This is a genomic window from Rhodococcus sp. EPR-157 (assembly GCF_001647195.1).
Taxonomy (GTDB): Bacteria; Actinomycetota; Actinomycetes; order Mycobacteriales; family Mycobacteriaceae; genus Rhodococcoides.
Window position 1 is genome coordinate 18,005 of the sequence record NZ_LVCV01000281.1, and the last position, 16,418, is coordinate 34,422.

General features: G+C 63.2%; 19 protein-coding genes and 1 riboswitch. Of the genes, 5 read left to right on the top strand and 14 right to left on the bottom strand.

Annotation, left to right across the window (positions count from 1 at the left end; genetic code table 11):
- Positions 1 to 17 precede the first annotated feature (17 nt).
- A riboswitch (glycine riboswitch) is annotated at positions 18 to 115 on the bottom strand.
- A 13-nt stretch (positions 116 to 128) separates the two neighbouring features.
- The 11 genes from A2J03_RS12940 to A2J03_RS12990 form a co-directional block, all read right to left on the bottom strand.
- Positions 129 to 812: a MerR family transcriptional regulator gene (locus tag A2J03_RS12940; protein ID WP_156520362.1), complete on the bottom strand. Its 684-nt coding sequence runs from the start codon at positions 810 to 812 to the stop codon at positions 129 to 131.
- Between the two features lie 270 nt (positions 813 to 1,082).
- Complete coding sequence (locus tag A2J03_RS12945) at positions 1,083 to 1,556, bottom strand: bifunctional nuclease family protein (RefSeq protein ID WP_068374407.1); 474 nt, start codon at positions 1,554 to 1,556, stop codon at positions 1,083 to 1,085.
- Between the two features lie 116 nt (positions 1,557 to 1,672).
- Complete coding sequence (gene ftsR / locus A2J03_RS12950; protein ID WP_068374348.1) at positions 1,673 to 2,410, bottom strand: transcriptional regulator FtsR; 738 nt, start codon at positions 2,408 to 2,410, stop codon at positions 1,673 to 1,675.
- A complete protein-coding gene (odhI, locus tag A2J03_RS12955; protein ID WP_068374352.1) occupies positions 2,407 to 2,904 on the bottom strand; it encodes an oxoglutarate dehydrogenase inhibitor Odhl in 498 nt (165 codons plus the stop codon). The genes ftsR and odhI overlap by 4 nt, the downstream gene beginning before the upstream one ends.
- Before the next feature lie 193 nt (positions 2,905 to 3,097).
- Positions 3,098 to 3,502, bottom strand: a complete 405-nt coding sequence (gene gcvH, locus A2J03_RS12960) for a glycine cleavage system protein GcvH (protein WP_068374355.1) — start codon at positions 3,500 to 3,502, stop codon at positions 3,098 to 3,100.
- Between the two features lie 46 nt (positions 3,503 to 3,548).
- Positions 3,549 to 4,283, bottom strand: a complete 735-nt coding sequence (locus tag A2J03_RS12965; protein WP_068374358.1) for a DUF881 domain-containing protein — start codon at positions 4,281 to 4,283, stop codon at positions 3,549 to 3,551.
- Between the two features lie 6 nt (positions 4,284 to 4,289).
- On the bottom strand, positions 4,290 to 4,610 hold the full coding sequence (locus tag A2J03_RS12970) for a small basic family protein (RefSeq protein WP_231912516.1): 321 nt from the start codon (positions 4,608 to 4,610) through the stop codon (positions 4,290 to 4,292).
- A gap of 89 nt (positions 4,611 to 4,699) precedes the next feature.
- A complete protein-coding gene (locus A2J03_RS12975) occupies positions 4,700 to 5,536 on the bottom strand; it encodes a DUF881 domain-containing protein (protein WP_231912514.1) in 837 nt (278 codons plus the stop codon).
- Positions 5,529 to 6,170: a CDP-alcohol phosphatidyltransferase family protein gene (locus A2J03_RS12980; protein ID WP_231912515.1), complete on the bottom strand. Its 642-nt coding sequence runs from the start codon at positions 6,168 to 6,170 to the stop codon at positions 5,529 to 5,531. Before A2J03_RS12980 ends, A2J03_RS12975 begins: the two co-directional genes overlap by 8 nt.
- Positions 6,171 to 6,257: 87 nt before the next feature.
- A complete protein-coding gene (locus tag A2J03_RS12985) occupies positions 6,258 to 6,878 on the bottom strand; it encodes an NUDIX hydrolase (protein ID WP_068374361.1) in 621 nt (206 codons plus the stop codon).
- Positions 6,879 to 6,906: 28 nt separating this feature from the next.
- The gene (locus A2J03_RS12990) at positions 6,907 to 7,314 is read right to left on the bottom strand and encodes a nitroreductase family deazaflavin-dependent oxidoreductase (protein ID WP_068374364.1); all 408 of its coding nucleotides are present in this window, start codon (positions 7,312 to 7,314) and stop codon (positions 6,907 to 6,909) included.
- Between the two features lie 210 nt (positions 7,315 to 7,524).
- On the opposite strand from A2J03_RS12990, the gene A2J03_RS12995 reads away from it, so the two are divergent.
- From A2J03_RS12995 to A2J03_RS13010, 4 genes are all read left to right on the top strand, one after another.
- Positions 7,525 to 8,829, top strand: a complete 1,305-nt coding sequence (locus A2J03_RS12995) for a sensor domain-containing phosphodiesterase (RefSeq protein WP_068374367.1) — start codon at positions 7,525 to 7,527, stop codon at positions 8,827 to 8,829.
- A 201-nt stretch (positions 8,830 to 9,030) separates the two neighbouring features.
- A complete protein-coding gene (locus tag A2J03_RS13000; RefSeq protein ID WP_068374370.1) occupies positions 9,031 to 10,170 on the top strand; it encodes a M4 family metallopeptidase in 1,140 nt (379 codons plus the stop codon).
- A gap of 38 nt (positions 10,171 to 10,208) precedes the next feature.
- A complete protein-coding gene (locus tag A2J03_RS13005; protein WP_068374420.1) occupies positions 10,209 to 10,505 on the top strand; it encodes a protealysin inhibitor emfourin in 297 nt (98 codons plus the stop codon).
- The gene (locus A2J03_RS13010) at positions 10,502 to 11,263 is read left to right on the top strand and encodes a PIG-L family deacetylase (RefSeq protein WP_068374373.1); all 762 of its coding nucleotides are present in this window, start codon (positions 10,502 to 10,504) and stop codon (positions 11,261 to 11,263) included. The genes A2J03_RS13005 and A2J03_RS13010 overlap by 4 nt, the downstream gene beginning before the upstream one ends.
- Positions 11,264 to 11,295: 32 nt before the next feature.
- Here the strand turns inward: A2J03_RS13010 and A2J03_RS13015 are convergent, their stop codons facing one another.
- Both A2J03_RS13015 and gabT read right to left on the bottom strand, forming a co-directional pair.
- Entirely contained in the window at positions 11,296 to 12,750 is a 1,455-nt protein-coding gene (locus A2J03_RS13015) for an NAD-dependent succinate-semialdehyde dehydrogenase (RefSeq protein WP_068374376.1), read from the bottom strand.
- A 1-nt stretch (position 12,751) separates the two neighbouring features.
- Positions 12,752 to 14,116: a 4-aminobutyrate--2-oxoglutarate transaminase gene (gene gabT, locus A2J03_RS13020; RefSeq protein ID WP_068374379.1), complete on the bottom strand. Its 1,365-nt coding sequence runs from the start codon at positions 14,114 to 14,116 to the stop codon at positions 12,752 to 12,754.
- A 132-nt stretch (positions 14,117 to 14,248) separates the two neighbouring features.
- On the opposite strand from gabT, the gene A2J03_RS13025 reads away from it, so the two are divergent.
- Positions 14,249 to 15,754, top strand: a complete 1,506-nt coding sequence (locus A2J03_RS13025; RefSeq protein ID WP_068374383.1) for a PucR family transcriptional regulator — start codon at positions 14,249 to 14,251, stop codon at positions 15,752 to 15,754.
- A 19-nt stretch (positions 15,755 to 15,773) separates the two neighbouring features.
- Here the strand turns inward: A2J03_RS13025 and A2J03_RS13030 are convergent.
- A partial coding sequence (locus tag A2J03_RS13030) for an MCE family protein (RefSeq protein ID WP_197480742.1) occupies positions 15,774 to 16,418 on the bottom strand: 645 nt, incomplete at its 5' end.

Consider the following 16,418-nt stretch of genomic DNA (forward strand, 5'->3'; position numbering starts at 1 on the left):
CACTTTCCAGAGTCGTCGAAGCTCACACGGTCCGTGTGCCTGAGAGATTGACGGGGAGGTATTGCTCCTTCGGCGTCCGGAACTGGCGGTCCCGGAACTCTCCCGCGCAAGCGCGACTGACTCGAATCTTAGCCGGTCTTGCGGCTGGCGCGACTCTTGCGCCGCGAAGCCAACTCGTCCTCGGGGCTCGCTTCTGCTTCCCCACCATCGGCGCGCTCCGCGGGGAAGTCGGCAATGAGTCCTGTGAGCTCGCGCATCGCGCCGTTGACCGCGATGCCGAACACACCCTGCCCACCCTGCAACAGATCCACGACCTCTTCGGCCGACGTGCACTCGTACACCGTCGTACCGTCCGAGAACAACGTGATGTTGGCCAGATCGCCCACACCTCGTTGACGAAGATGGTCGACCGCGACGCGAATGTTCTGCAGAGAGATACCGGTGTCGAGCAATCGCTTGACAATTTTCAGTACGAGCATGTCCTTGAAGGAGTACAGGCGCTGACTACCCGATCCTGCTGCCCCGCGAATAGACGGGACCACCAGACCGGTGCGAGCCCAGTAGTCCAACTGGCGATAGGTGATACCTGCGATCTGGCACGCACTGGGAACGCGGTAGCCGACCAGCTCGTCCGGAATGGAGTCGTCCGGGAACAACCCCGGCTGGAAGTCTCCGACCGGAGTCGCAACAGCGCTCGAATCCGAGGCGCTGACCGCGGCCTCATCGGACGGAGTCTCATCCCCCACCGTGAGACTCGCCTCCGGTGCAGCTGTCGCTGAACTCTGGTGGCGCTCCTGCGGCTGATCTCCCACTGACTGCTCCCTCTTCGGATGTCTCGACACTGCGTTCGGAACGAGTGACCTCGGTCCCGTCGAGACGGATCCCGACGTACTGCCGCGTGAAGTTCCACTCCGCGTACCAGGCAAAGACTACGCCCACCCGCGGATCGGCGACATACGATCACCGAAGGCGTGCTTCACAACCGGAACGCTATGGGTCGTTCGATTCGAAATCAACGCAACGCGCCGTAAACCTGAACCTAAAGTTGAGGTTGAGACTCTTCCGTTACCAAGTGGAGGCGTTCAGCCGTCGGTGGCCTTGAAATCGTCCGGAGACACCGACTCGAGGAACTCCTTGAACTTCTCGACCTCGTCCTCTCGCTCGTCCGGCATCAGAAGCCCCGCCTCGGCCAAGACCGGCTCCTCCGCGATGATCGGCACACCCGCTCGCAACGCGATGGCTATCGAATCCGACGGACGCGCGGAGACTCTGATGTCCTTGTCGAACACCAAGTCCGCGTAGAAAGTGCCCTCTTGCAGATCGACGATCCGAACCTCTTTGAGGCGATGGCCGAGCGCGCTGATCAGTTCTTTGATCAGATCGTGCGTCAGAGGTCGCGCCGGTTGGACGCCCTGCTGTTCCAGGGCGATGGCCGCCGCCTCCGTCTGGCCGATCCAGATCGGCAGGTAACGCTCACCGTCCGACTCGCGAAGAAGCAGCACTGGTTGGTTCTGTGGCTGCTCGACACGAATGCCGACTACGCGCATTTCACTCACGGTGACTGCCTCCCACATGCGTTGAAGATCGGGCCACAGGTCCGAAACGACTCGACTGCAGCCGATTCTATTGGAATCGGGGACCACACGGAGTCACCGATTTTCGGGCGGTGGAGTCACCGGTCCAGCGCGCCACGGACTGCAGCTTTGACGAGACAGGTGTGCAAGGTGAGAGACAGCGCCGCGAGTTCGCGGATCATCTCCTCGGCTCGGTCGCGAGCGCCGGCGTCGCGGCCTTTTGCAACCGGACCCGCGATCTGCGCGACCAACCCGGCCTCGCGGTCCGCGGCGAGCTTGAACGCCCGAAGATGCCGTACCTCGAGTCCGAACTGGGACATCGCATACGCGGTCCGCGCCAGTACGACTGATCCTTCGTCGTAGAAGCCAGCTTGGCCCGGGACGATCAATCCGGCGCGAAGAAGTTCGGTCATGAAGGTGTCGTCGATACCTGCGCGCTCCATGAGGTCGGACTTACTGATCCGAACTTCACGGTCGGCCAGGAACTCCTCGGGGGAGACTTCGCCTGGCGCCACCGACAGCGTCCGAGGCCTGCGCGGTGACGGATCGGCGCTTTCGACGCGCGCCACTCCGCTGTCGATGGCCTCCAGCTGTTCCTTGATCACCTTCAGCGGAAGGTATTGATCTCGCTGCGCTGTGAGGACAAACCGCAAACGCTCGCAATCCGAGACCGAAAAGCGTCGGTACCCCGACGGCGTTCTCTCAGGCGAGATCAATCCCTCGGCTTCGAGAAATCTGATCTTCGAGATGGTTACATCAGGAAAGTCGGGTCTGAGCCGATCCAGGACGGAGCCTATCGACATCCCCCCGGGAGACTGCTGCCCGACGGCGGTCACTGGCTTCCTGCACCCGCAGACGATTCGCCGACCTGCGAGCCGGCTCCACCGCGTGGGCCGGTGAGGAACACGAGGCGGAACTTGCCGATCTGCACCTCGTCGCCGTTGGCGAGGACTGCCGAATCGACTGGCTCGCGGTTGACGTACGTGCCGTTGAGGCTGCCGACGTCGACGACCTGGAACTCGTCCTCGTCCTGACGGAACTCTGCATGCCGACGGCTCACGGTCACGTCGTCCAGGAAGATGTCACTGTCGGGATGACGCCCAGCCGAAGTGGTCGGCTGGTCCAGAAGGAACCGGGATCCGGCGTTCGGTCCTCGCTTCACCACGAGAAGTGCCGACCCGACCGGCAAGCCTTCCACGCCCGACACCGGAGCCTCGGTGGACTGACTCGTTGCCGAGTTGTCCAGCTCCTGGAGGAAGTCCGCACGGAACACCGAAGTGGTCTCCGCCGGCGACTCTCCGTAGATGCCGTCGTTGTCGTTCTCGCTCACCGTTTCTCCTTCTCAGTCCGATCGCCCGGGCTTGGTACCACCCGAGTTACGCAGTAGCTAACTTGCACGTTCTTCAGTTGTTCCGGACCTGCGCCACGTCGCCGACCTGTTCGGCCTCGGCGACTGTCGCATCATTGACCGTACCTTGCGCACGGACCCACGTGTAGACGCTTCCCCCGGCCCGTCAGTGAAGTTACGCGGCCGTAATTCCAGCATATCCGTCGGCGTCGAGCATCTGTGCCAGCGACGCGTCCAGGGACTCCCCCGACGCGACCTCCAGCTCGACCAGCCATCCGTCTGTGTACGGTCCCGAGTTCACTTTCTCCGGTGCGGTGTCCAGATCTGCATTGACGGCAATCACTTTCGCAGTCAACGGTGAAAACACGTCGGACACACTCTTGGTCGATTCGACTTCTCCCAGCGAAGCGCCGGCGCTCACCTCGTCACCCACTGCAGGCAGCTGGACGAACACGACGTCACCGAGCTGCTCCTGTGCGTAGTCGGTGATGCCGATGCGGACCGTTGTTGGTCCGAGTCGCTGTACCCATTCGTGCTCAGGCGTGTACAGCAAGTCGCCCGATGGCTCGGTGACGCTCAATTCGGCTGTCCTTTCACAAGTGGCAGCTCGTCCATTCGAGGCAGAGCTAGTTTCCGGGCTGAGAGTATTGACGCGAGCGTGCTTCTCGCAAGGCGGACACTTCGACCTGCGGTGATTGTGACACCTCGCACCGGCCGCCGAACCGCGAGACCGTGTCGACCACGCCGCCTGGGATATCGAGCGCAGCTGCCAGAGTAGCCGGGTCGCCGATGGCGGTGTACACGAACGGCTCCGTCATCTCGCGCCCGTCGACGATCACTGACCCGGCTTTGCCCGCAATCCACGATTCCACACCGATTCGAACCGGATCTGCACCGACACCCGCTATCTCGATTGCCTCGGCGCCGGCAGCCCTCAGTTCTTGCAGGGCATCGAGCAGGACCTCCGATCCGACTCCAGCGCGGGGGTCCGTCACCGTGACGATCACTCCCGGCCCTGTCGCCGGTACGGTACCGACCTGAATGGCGAGTGACTCGAGTCGCTCACGTGCTTCCGTCAAAGCAGCACCAGAACCGCCGTCGGATTGTTCGAGCGCCGCCAGGGTGTCCTCTAGTTCCGAGATCTCGGCACGCAGCGCGGCCTCACGACGCCCGACGTTGTCCAGAACGACGAGCAGATCAGCCGGTCTCGCCGTGTCGAGTGTGTCGCCGCTCGTGTTCTCCCGTACCTGTACGACGAGCACGAAGCCCAACACCACCATCAGAAGAATTGTGAGGGCTCCGAAGACGGTCGATTTCGATCGACTATGGCCACGAATGTGATGCTTGCCTTCGGTCGTCATCTCGATTCACGCACCGAGCAGACGGCGCCGCAGTGCGGCCGCATTGCCGAAGATTCGAATTCCGAGCACCACCACGATTGCCGTCGAGAGCTGCGTCCCTACACCGAGTTGGTCGCCGAGCCACACGATGAGTGCCGCGACGAGCACATTGAACACGAAGGAAACCACGAAGACCTTCGCATCGAAGATCCCGTCGAGATACGCGCGTGCGCCGCCGAAGACGGCGTCGAGCGCCGCGACGACGGCGATGGGAAGGTAGGGCGCGACGCCGACCGGCACCTGAGGACCGGACACGGTACCCAGTGCAATTCCCACGCCCAGCGCGATGACCGCAAGTAGTACGAGACCCCGTCCGCGACGAGAGGGCGATGTCGCGGACGGGTGGTCCTCGGGCCGCACTTCGTGTTGGTTCTCTGTCACGGTTCACCTATCTGCGTCGCTGATCGAACTGTGCGCACCGACGACGCCGGCACCTCGAGAGCTTCCGCGGCAGCCACGTCGAAGCCTATGTCGTACAACTGCTCCAGCCCAGACATCCTCAGATAGGCATCGCTGACGGAGAACTGGGCCTGCATCCGGTTCAACGGACCGATAGCCGAGATCGGGTAGGGCGAGAAGACCGGCCGGTTGTCGACCAACATCGCTCCGCCGGCCTGTCGAATCGTGACCCCTGGCCCGATCCGAATATCGTTGACCGACACAGCTTCTGCTCCGCAGACCCACAACGAATTGACGACGGACTGCAGGTCGCGGTCCAGAACCGCCGCTTCGGACGATCTGCGCGCGTTCTTCGACACGTCGGATAGATCGGACGGCGTCGGCGGTTCGGAGACCGTCACCACGATGCCGGGACCCGCTCCGCGCTCGGCGCCTGCCGCAGCTTCGAGTTGCTCGAGCGAGGACAACACCGAAGCGCCACCGGAATCGTCTTGCAAGGCCGCAGCACGAGCAGCCTGCACTTCCTCGAGAAGCGAGTTTCGATCGACTTCCAACGACGCAGCCCTGCTGTCGGCATCACGGACTCGGATCAAGGTGTCGCTGCCACTCTGATTCGACAAGCCCGCAGCCTGAGCCAACGCGACACCGAAGACGCAACCGACCAGTACGACGCCGAGAATCAGGACCACCGCATCGAAACGGCCCTGGGGCTTCGAGCGTGTCGCCGACGCCTCTGCGTATCCGGGATCGAGGTGGTCGGTCATCAGCGAACGAAGCAGGGACGGAACGGGGTTTCGTGTGACCGGATCAGCCATCGCGTGGTACTTCGGTGTGTCGCGGTGGGACGCTGCGCGCGACGAGCAGTGCCTTGTAGGAATACAGAACGCCGGTCCACACGTACAGAACCGTGCCCCACACCAACAGCGCATAACCGATCGGCGAGAACATGTCGGCTACGGCGGACTCACCGGTCGATGCCAGAAGCACCGGAAGCGCGACCATGATGACGAACGTCGCGGCTTTGCCCAGATAGATGACCTCGGGTGGCGGCAACCCACGGCGCCGATAGATCAGCATCGTTGCAGCAAGCACGAGGTCACGCCCGACGAGGATGAGTGCCACCCACCAGGGAATGATCCCTCTGATCACGAACGCTGCGAGCGTGGACACAACGGACAGCCGGTCCACCAGCGGATCGAGCACGGCGCCGAGTCGAGACGACTGGTCGAGAACGCGAGCAAGCTTTCCGTCGAGCCAGTCGGTCGCTCCGCTCGCGAGAAGTACCGCCAGTGCCAATCCGTCGGCCCGAGGACCGAGAAGCAGATAGAGAAAAAGTGGGATCAGGAGCAATCGAACTGCGCTGAGCACGTTCGGGATGGTAAGTACCCGGTCGCTGAGGACGCGGTCGCCGATCGGCGGGCTGGTGCCGTCGGCGGCGGGTGGGCTCACAGCGTCCGCCTCGATCCTGTACTGAGCAGCGGCGCCGGCCGAGCTGCGGTGTCGTTGCGGCGCCTTTGCGTGATCATCTCCACGTGGTCATCTCCATGCGAACACCGGCTGTTCGAAGTCTGCCACACGTGTATGGCGCCGATGCAGGACGACTTCGCGGAACTGGTGCACGATCGCACCCGTCGGAGCGTGGACGAGCGAATCACGGAAGGGCCACTGCACGACCGGCCGGTCCGACTGGACGATCGAGACGAACCTCGCGTCGACGTCGAGCTCTGCGACGTCGACCTCATAGACGACGTCCACCTCACCGGCATTCGGGACCATCGTGTCCAGAGTGTCTCCTACCCATACGACGAACGGAGTGATGGTGTAGCCGGATCGAGTCCGGTAGTCGTCGAGTCGTCCGAGAATGTCGGACTCCGATGCGACGAGACCGAGTTCTTCGTCGAGCTCGCGCAGACAGGCATGCTCGACGGTCTCTCCCGGATCGACGCGACCGCCGGGAAGGGCGAACTGGCCCGGGTGTGCGCGCATGCGAGACAGACGCTTCGTCAGCAGCATTCGGCGGTCGTAGTCCGAGCCGCCGATCGCCACTGCCACCGCAGCGGCACGGGTCTCTCCAACCTCGTCACGGTGCGGGACGAAGTCGGTGAAGGCCGCACTGATCTCGGAACGTTCGAGTCGGCTGTCCCGATCACCAGTCATACGGACGAGCGTAAGGGGGGCGATCGATCTACGACGCGGCGGACAGTACGACGACCGGTATGACCCTTGTCGTCTTCTTCTCGTAGTCGGCGAATCCGGAGTACAGATCCGCCTGTTTCGCATAGAACACGTCGCGGGCATCTCCCGTGACTTCCTCCGCGACGACGTCGATGGTGTCGTCGCCGACTTCGATGGTGGCTCGCGGATCTGCCCTGAGATTGTGGTACCACGCGGGGTTCGTGTCCGCTCCCGCCTTGGACGCGAAGATGACGTAGCGGTCGTCGTCTGGGAGGTACATCAGCGGACTGGTACGCCGCGCACCGGACTTGGCGCCGGTGGTGTGCAACAACAGCAACGGCGCTCCCTCGAAGGGGCCACCGACCTTCCCGTGATTTGCCCGAAATTCGGCGATGACCTGCTCGTTGAAATCTGGCATCGACTCTCCTGACCTCGCGTCGTCGTGTCGACTCCTCACCCTACTATCGGCCGCGGATTGCATCACGGATTCGGAGGGCAGGCAGCTGACATGTTCGCGCGGACATGCGCGCCTCACCGAAGAACGACCTTCGGCGGACGTCTCTGAGATACTCGGATGGGTTGGAATTTTCGAGGTGCTCCGAATGCGCCGGATGGTGATGGAGGCGCTGTGTTCCGATCTCCAGACGAGAGACAGAGCGAGTCTGCTCGAAAGTATCTGGACTACTCGGCAGTCTCGCCCGCACTCGAAAATGCTGCCGCAGTCACCGCGCGTGCACTCGACTTTCCCGTTGCGCTGGTCAACATTCTCGACGATCGAAACCAATACACCCTGGTTTCGTACGGGGTGGACGATGCTGGAATGCACGTCGTCCCGCTGTCCGAATCTGCGTGCCGAGCCGTGGTCGACTCCGGTCGGCCGATCGTCGTACAGGATGTCGATCAGGGCGTGGCGTCCTACAGCAGCACAACCACACCCACCGCACGGCCGACCGCCGCACTTATTGCGGCACTGAATAATTCAGGATTGTGCGCGTATGCATCGATCCCGCTGTTCGGTCGCGAATCCGTACCCATCGGCACGCTGTGTGTGCTCGACTTCCGTCCCCGCCAGGTGTCTGCGGACGACTTTCATCTGCTCGAACAACTGGCCGTGATGGTCGAGGAGCATCTCGACGCCCAGCGCAATCGCGCACGGATCACGAACGCAGAAGCGACTGTGCGGGAAGTGACCAGAGCCCTGGACGCAGGCCATATCACTCCCTGGTACCAGCCCATCGTCGATCTTCGCTCCGGTGAACTGTTCGCGCTGGAGGCGTTGGCTCGTTGGGAACACCCGACCCTCGGCGTACGTCCTCCCAGCGACTTCATCGGCAGGATGGAGAACACGGACCTGATCATCGATCTGGATCTGCGAATTCTCACGCGGGCACTCGAGGACTTCCGTAAGTGGACCCGGAATCACCCGAATCTCAGACTTTCGGTCAACATATCGGGCCACCACCTCGAGCGATTGAACTGCATCGACCGAATCACGTGTGCCGTACGCGCTTCCGGACTCGATGCGAAGTCGCTGATACTGGAAATCACCGAGACCGCCCGCGGAGTCGCGGTCGGCGACGAGGCCAGAATCGTCGCCGCTCTCCGGGCCGCCGGATTCACCGTGATGCTCGACGATCTGGGATCCGGCTGGTCGCCGGTGCCGCGTCTGACCCAAGTGTCGGTCGACGGATTCAAACTCGACCGTTCGGTCGCAGCCTCACTGCATACCAAGGTCGGAAACGCGGTCGCCGTCGCGATGCTGCAGTTCGCGACGGAGCTCGATCATAACGTTGTTCTCGAGGGGATAGAGAACAAGAGCCGACTCGACCGGGGGCGTGCGCTCGGATTCACCCACGGTCAGGGCTACTGGTTCTCCAAGGCCCTCGCCGCCGATGCCGTCCCAGGCTTCCTCGAATCGTATGCGCCCAAGTGACCGAATGAGACATTCGGTGCAGTCCGGCCCACCACGCGCACCTTCCAGCGACAGCACGCGTTGCAACCCGCGCCCCGGCTGGAACCTGCGCGCTCGGCAACCCAAGTGACCGAATGAGACATTCGGTCTGGTAGCGGCGCAAACCCGAACTGTCGGCACCGTCGTCTACTCTCCTAGCGACGTCGACCGGAAGGTGCTCGGATGCCCAGTCGTTCAAGCTCGCCAGCAAAGTCCAGCCAGTTCGTGTTTCGTTCGGTGGTGCCCCCGTTCCTGCTCGAGCGCATCGCCCAGCATGCGGCTCCTAGTTCTGGGCAGGGCGTTGCTGTCGACCACGCGTCGTCGAGTGCTGCGCGCACGCTCGCCATCGACCGTGAACTCGTGCGCGGCCGTATCGACGCACCCAAGCCGACCGCAATTGCCGCCCGGGCGGCAACTGGCGGTCCACGGCGATCGATCCACGACGCCGAGAACGATCGAGTGCTGCCGGGACGACTGGTCCGGGCCGAGGGATGGCCCTCTTCAGGTGACGTCTCTGTCGACGAGGCCTATGAGGGACTCGGTGTCACCTTCGAATTCTTCCGTGACGTGTACGGGCGCAACAGTCTCGACGGCGGTGGCCTGCCGCTCGATGCAACCGTGCACTACGACCGTGACTACGACAACGCATTCTGGGACGGCGAACGCATGGTGTTCGGCGACGGAGACGGAGAGGTGTTCGGACGATTCACCGCGTCCCTCAGCGTCATTGCTCACGAGTTGGCGCACGGATTCACCCAATACGCGTCCGGGCTCGAGTACTCGGGCCAGTCGGGGGCACTCAACGAATCACTGTCGGATGTGTTCGGGGTTCTCGTCGAACAATTCGCGCTCGGGCAGAATGCCGACAACGCATCATGGCTGGTCGGTCAAGGTCTGTTTCTCCCAGCAGTGCAGGGCCGCGCGCTCCGGTCGATGATCGAACCAGGGTCCGCGTACGACGACGACGTGCTAGGCCGGGATCCGCAACCAGCCGACATGGACGGCTACGTCGAAACCAGATCCGACAACGGCGGCGTGCATATCAATTCGGGAATCCCCAACCGCGCGTTCGCTTCGGCGGCGATCGAGCTCGGTGGACCTGCCTGGGACAGAGCTGGACAGGTGTGGTTCGACGTCGCAACCGATTCCGCACTCTCACCGACGATCGACTTCGACGGTTTCGCGGCGGCGACCGTCGCGGCCGCAGCGAATCGCTTCGGCAACGAGTCCGACGTTCGACGCGCGGTGTCCAAGGGCTGGTCTACGGTGGGTATAGCGGTAGACGACCATGAGCCTTCGGATTCGACGACTCGGCGGGTATGAAACAAGTCATACAGCCCAGGGACACTAAGGACGCGGTGATGTTCATCGAGGTGATTCGAGTGGGCGGTGTTGCGGGGCTGACGAAGAGGGCTCAGATCGATACCGACACGATCGCCGACGAGGCGTCGGTCCGCGAGTGGCGTCAGCTCGTCGAACAGGCCAGACCTCTCCTGCTGTCGCAGTCGCATGCGCAGCCGTCACCGACTCGTGAACGCGACGCGTTCGTGTGGACTGTCTCGGTCGACGACACGACGTGTCAGCTCGGCGATTCATCGATCACGGGCGCACTCCGCGACCTTGCGCAGCGCACGCTTCGCGAAGGTCGGCGACCATGAGAGCAATCCCCAGTGTCCTGTGTGTCCATGCCCATCCGGACGACGAGGCACTGTTCACCGGCGGGATTCTTGCGCGGAGCGCCGAGGCGGGCGCTCGGACATCTGTGGTCACCTGCACGTGGCGCGAGGGCGATATCCGCGTCGACGAACTCCGGCGATCCCTGTCTGTGCTGGGTGCTGGAAAGCCACGCCTGCTCGGGTACACCGACAATGGCTTCGACGGCGGAGCTCTGTTCGGCATGTCGCCGTTCGACGAAGCAGTCGGCAAAGTGGTCGCACACATCCGTGAATTTCGACCCGACGTCGTCGTCACCTACGATGCGTTCGGGGCTTACGGTCACCCCGACCACATCCACGCACATCGCGTCACCCTCGCCGCTTTCGAAGCGTCGCCGTTCGCGCAGCTCTTTCCCGAGGCGGGCGAGCCGTGGCAGCCGAGCCATCTGTGCCAAGCGACTATTCCTCGCAGCACGATCGAGGCCAAATGGGAGACTCTGTTCGGCTATTCGGCACCCCCGCCCGGGCCCGGGGTCCCCGGGGTTCCGGACGAGGACGTGGATCTAGCGATCGACGTCGGACGGTGGTACGACAAGAAGTGGTCGGCGTTCGCCCAGCACGAGTCGGAGATCGCGCGCGGTGGCGGAGCAACTCGAATCGCGAAAATGTCCGAGGAGGAACGTCGGGAAATCCTCGGGACCGAGTGGTTCTTGCATCGTGGACTGAGCCGAATCGGCGAAGATCCGTTCTTACCTCGCTGAGCCCCACACGAAAAACACGAGTCGCCCGAATTTCACTGTAACGCTACATATTTGGTTTCGAGGTACTCATCGATTCCTTCGGACCCGCCCTCTCGCCCGAAGCCGGATTCCTTGACGCCACCGAAGGGGGCCGCGGCGTCGGAAATGGCTCCTCTGTTGACTCCCACCATGCCCGAATCGAGTGCGGCCGACACCCTCATCGCACGGTCCAGATCACGGGTGTAGAAGTAGCTGACCAACCCGTACACCGTGTCGTTCGCAGCGGAGACAGCCTCGTCTTCCGTGTCGAAGCCGATGATCGCTGCCACTGGTCCGAAGATCTCGTCGCGGACCAGATTGGCATGTGGCGGAACCTCGTCCAGTACGGTCGGGGCGTAGAAGAACCCCTTCCCCGCCGGTGCGTGTCCCCCGGTTCGTACGCGAGCGCCCTTGGACACGGCGTCGTCGACGAGAGCGCTGACCGTGGCCAGCTGCTTCGCGTTGATGAGCGGTCCGATGTCGGTGCCGTCCACGTCACCAGGTCCTACCGACAGCGCCGCGATTCGGGTCGTCAACTTGCTGGTGAACTCTTCACGCACGTGGTTGTGCACATACAATCTGTTTGCCGCAGTGCAGGCCTCGCCGCCGTTCCGCATCTTGGCGAGCATCGCTCCGTCGACGGCCGCATCGATGTCGGCGTCGTCGAACACGATGAACGGGGCGTTGCCGCCGAGCTCCATCGACGTGCGAAGCAGCCGGTCTGCGGCACTGCGAACCAACATCTTGCCGACTCGGGTGGAGCCCGTGAACGTGATCTTGCGAAGCCGATCGTCCTGCATCAGTGGATCGCTCACACTCGCAGCGTCGGACGTCGGAAGAATCGACAACACACCGGAAGGCAGTCCCGCATCGACGAAGACCTGCCCCAGAAGCAGCATCGTCAGCGGTGTGTCTTCCGCAGGTTTGACGAGAACGGTGCATCCGGCAGCAAGAGCGGGTCCGATCTTGCGGGTGCCCATTGCCAGTGGGAAGTTCCACGGAGTGACCGCAAGGACCGGCCCGACAGGCACTTTCGTGACCAGAATTCGTCCGTTGCCTGCGGGCGCCGCCGTGAATCGACCGCCGATTCGGACCGCCTCTTCACCGAACCAGCGCAGAAACTCGGCGCCGTAGACCACTTCGCCACGACTCTCCTGGATGGATTTACCCATCTCCAGCGTCATCAGCAACGCGAATTCCTCGGAGCGCCCACGTAGCAGCTCGAATGCCCGTCGGAGGATCTCACCGCGCTCGCGCGCGGGGGTCGCAGCCCACGACGCCTGGACTGCTGACGCTGCGTCGAGCGCCTCGAGCGCGTCGGAACTCGACGCGTCGGCGACGGTTGCGAGCTGTTGACCGGTTGCAGGATTCAGCACCGCGAAACGGGCGCCGGTGGATGTAGCCGTTTGCTTTCCGCCTATCCAGATGTCGGTGGGAACGGAAGTGAGCAACTGCTCGGCACGTGACATCTCAGTTCTCCCTGGCGACGGTCCGGATGGACTCTTGCAGAATGTCGAGCGCCTCGTCCAAGAGCTCGTCGGGGATCACCAGTGGCGGGAGTAGTCGGATCACGTTTCCGTACGTCCCACACGTCAGAACGATGACTCCTGCCTCGAGCGCGAGCGCAGCAACCGCTTTGGTGGCCTCGGGGTTCGGTTCACGCCCGTCGCGCTTCACCATCTCGATGGCAAGCATTGCTCCCCGTCCGCGGACCTCACCGATAATGCCGACCTCGTCGGCGAGCGCGTTCATCCGCGATGTGACGGTGTGTTCGATATCGCGAGCCCGCGCGTTCAGGTCGAGTGTCAGCATCTGATCGATCGACGCCAACGCCGCTGCGCATGCCACAGGGTTACCTCCGTAGGTACCGCCGAGGCCGCCGGGGTGGACGGCGTCGATGAGATCGGCTCGACCTGTCACTGCCGCCAGCGGCATGCCTCCAGCGATGCCCTTGGCCATCGTGATCAGGTCGGGGACGACGCCTTCGTGCTCACTGGCGAACCAGGCGCCGGTGCGGGTGAAGCCCGCCTGGACTTCGTCTGCGATGAACACGACGCCGTTTGCCGTCGCCCACTCTGCGAGTGCGGGCAGAAATCCCTCGGCGGGAACGATGAAGCCGCCTTCGCCCTGGATCGGTTCGATCAAGATTGCGGCTACGTTGGCAGCGCCGACCTGCTTGTCGATGACCGAAATCGCGCGGGCGGCAGCCTGCGCACCCGTAATCGACGATCCGTCCGGGTTCAGACCCTCTCGGAAGGGATAGGACATCGGCGCTCGGTAGACCTCCGGGGCGAACGGTCCGAAACCGTGCTTGTACGGCATCGACTTGGAAGTAAGCGCCATCGTCAGGTTCGTCCGACCGTGGTACGCATGATCGAACACGACGACGGCGTCTCTACCGGTCGCGTGACGAGCGATCTTCACGGCATTCTCGACTGCCTCGGCGCCACTGTTGAACAGCACGCTCCGCTTTGCGTGGTCTCCCGGCGTCAGTTCGGCCAGCTTCTCGGCTACCGCGATGTAGCCCTCGTAGGGCGCGATCATGAAGCACGTGTGAGTGAAGTGCGTGACCTGATCCTGCACTGCGGAAACAACCGCGGGGTTCGACGCGCCGACCGTTGTCACCGCGATGCCGGCACCGAGGTCGATCAGCGAGTTGCCGTCGACGTCGACGACTACACCCCCGTCCGCGTCGGCTACGTATACCGGCAGTGTCGAGGCAACACCGGCGCCGACAACCGCCTTGCGTCGCTCGGCGAGAGCGGTGGAATGCGGTCCAGGGAAGTCGGTCACGACTCGCCGCTCCTGAGGAAGCCGATACTCGAATCTCGTCATGCGCCCACGTCCTCTCGAAAAGATGATTGCTCCGAGTATGCGACCGATCGCCCGCCCCGGTGACCTGACATTTCGTACAAGATCAAGCAGTCCGCAGCACCATTTCGGCAGATCGGACTAGTCTCGACTCTCGTGACCGTTCAAATCTCGTGGTTGTTGAGTCAGAAGCAACTGTCTCTGTCGCGACGAGGTGCACGGACCGCACACCCCGCTCCCGTCACTTTCGTCCACGCAACCGAGCTCACCGACCCGAGCCCATGGTTGTCGGGCGGGGAGCTCATCCTTACTACGGGCCTCGGCTTGTCCGACGACGCCGACGAACTCCGCTCGTACATCGACCGCCTTCATGGCGTCGGGGTGTCGTGCCTCGGCTTCGGAATCGGCCTGTCGCACAGCATCGTTCCCGATGCTCTCGTCGAGCGCGCCGACGAGGTAGGCCTCGAAGTTCTGGAGGTCCCCTTCGAAATCCCGTTCGCTGCGATCGTCCGCACGGTCATGAACAAGATCGCCGAGCAGGAATACGAAGAGGTCCTGCAGGCCGCGAAGGTACAGAACCGAATTACACGGGCGGCGTTGCACGGCGGCGTGGATGCCATCGTCAAAGAACTTGCGACCTCGACAGCGACCACCATCGCATATGTCGGTCGCCGCACGAGCGCGCTGTATCCGCGCTCCGAACAGGCGTTTCTCGACGAGGTTCGACAACTTGTGGCCGCGCGCGGGCGATCCGGAACCGCCGCGTCCATCTCGGTCAGCGAACCCGGACGAAGTGTGACCGTACAGTCGGTCGGGCTGTCCCCTGCGTCGTCCGGTCACGTGGCAATGACGTCGACCGGCCCCATCAGCAGTGTGAATCGAATACTGCTAGGACACGCAGTATCACTCGTCACCTTGGAATTGGAACAGCCGGCACGCTCGAGAGTCGAGCGGTCGACGTTGCACGCCCTCGCGCTCGCCTCGATGTTCGACACCCGCTTCGACCAGCAACCCGTGCCGACCGTGTTGAACGATGCAGCAGGAGTGGACGGCCTCGTACGAGCACTGGTACTACGCTCCGCCACAACGCAAGACACGATTCGCCATCTCGACGGGTTACTCTTCCGCGCCGGACGCGGCCTGTACGCGCATGTCGACGGAGATGTGGCGACCGTACTTCTGCGGGGGGACGACGCCTCGTCTTGGGTCGACGCACAGCTGCCCGACGACCCAACCCTCCGAGCCGGATTGAGCATGGCGCACTCGCTTCCCGATATTCGGAAAGCGGCTACGCAGGCACGGATGGCTCTCGGGATTGCCGGCTCGAAGCGCTCCGAACGGCTCGTCGAGTTCGGCAATGCACGCGCTTCGGTAGTGCTGCGCTCCGCACCCACCAGGGAGGCATTCCTCACCCTTGCAACCTCGACGGTAGACGTGCTCGCGGCCCATGACCGGGAAAACGGAGTCGAACTATTGGATTCGTTGCGCTGCTACTTGGCAGCGCACGGGCATTGGGAGGGGGCCGCCGCACACCTCGGTGTCCACCGACACACGTTGCGCGGGCGTATCGCTCGCGTGCAAGAATTGCTCGACGTGGACCTGACGGACGCCCGGGTACGCGCCGAGCTGCTGCTCACCATTCTCGTGTCCGACGGACGCTGACCCGTCCGCCGGGTCACACTCACCGCGTAGCGGTTTCGGTGAACGACACCTCCGCACCCCTCAATGCCGGCGCCCCCGCCGATGTCACCCATGAGGGAACGTCCCCCGGTGACGTTCCTGTCGCCTGGCCGTAGATCACGGCCAACGTGTCACGCTCGAAATCCGAACCCTCGTAACTAGCCGACGCGGCCTGACCGGTACCGGTGTCGGCGCCGGGCAGAATCGAGTACTGCGGTGCCGGAAGCTCCGGGATATCCTGCGGCCCTGGGTTTCTCGACGGTACCTGGTAGGACCCGTCGTTGGCGGAACCAGCAGGATACTGCGGGAAGAACTCCCCCGCTGCGGTATCGGCCGGTGTGTAGCATCGCGGACCACGATCGTCGAGGAACCGCGGCTCGTCCTGGTTGGGAAGGTATCGACCTCTCGGGTTGACGACGGGCATACTCACGTTGATGCCTGAATATTCGTCGCCGACGCCGATGACGGCCTGTGCACGGTCCACGATGGGCACGAACTGACTGAACGTGCATCCGAACGCCGGCGAGTACTGAGCCAACAGCTCCAATGCCTCTCGTGAATCAGCGGAGATCCGAATCAGGTTGTTCGCGTTCGCTTCCAGGAAGTCCGCCGTCGACGCACTCGTCGCGGTCAGCGACGAGATCAA

Coding starts and splice junctions, on each gene's coding strand:
- A2J03_RS12965 (WP_068374358.1), bottom strand. CDS start 4,283: ATGACGACCGAAGGCAAGCATCACATTCGTGGCCATAGTCGATCGAAA.
- A2J03_RS12975 (WP_231912514.1), bottom strand. CDS start 5,536: ATGGCTGATCCGGTCACACGAAACCCCGTTCCGTCCCTGCTTCGTTCG.
- A2J03_RS12985 (WP_068374361.1), bottom strand. CDS start 6,878: ATGACTGGTGATCGGGACAGCCGACTCGAACGTTCCGAGATCAGTGCG.
- A2J03_RS12990 (WP_068374364.1), bottom strand. CDS start 7,314: ATGCCAGATTTCAACGAGCAGGTCATCGCCGAATTTCGGGCAAATCAC.
- A2J03_RS13000 (WP_068374370.1), top strand. CDS start 9,031: ATGCCCAGTCGTTCAAGCTCGCCAGCAAAGTCCAGCCAGTTCGTGTTT.
- A2J03_RS13005 (WP_068374420.1), top strand. CDS start 10,209: ATGTTCATCGAGGTGATTCGAGTGGGCGGTGTTGCGGGGCTGACGAAG.
- A2J03_RS13010 (WP_068374373.1), top strand. CDS start 10,502: ATGAGAGCAATCCCCAGTGTCCTGTGTGTCCATGCCCATCCGGACGAC.
- A2J03_RS13015 (WP_068374376.1), bottom strand. CDS start 12,750: ATGTCACGTGCCGAGCAGTTGCTCACTTCCGTTCCCACCGACATCTGG.
- gabT (WP_068374379.1), bottom strand. CDS start 14,116: ATGACGAGATTCGAGTATCGGCTTCCTCAGGAGCGGCGAGTCGTGACC.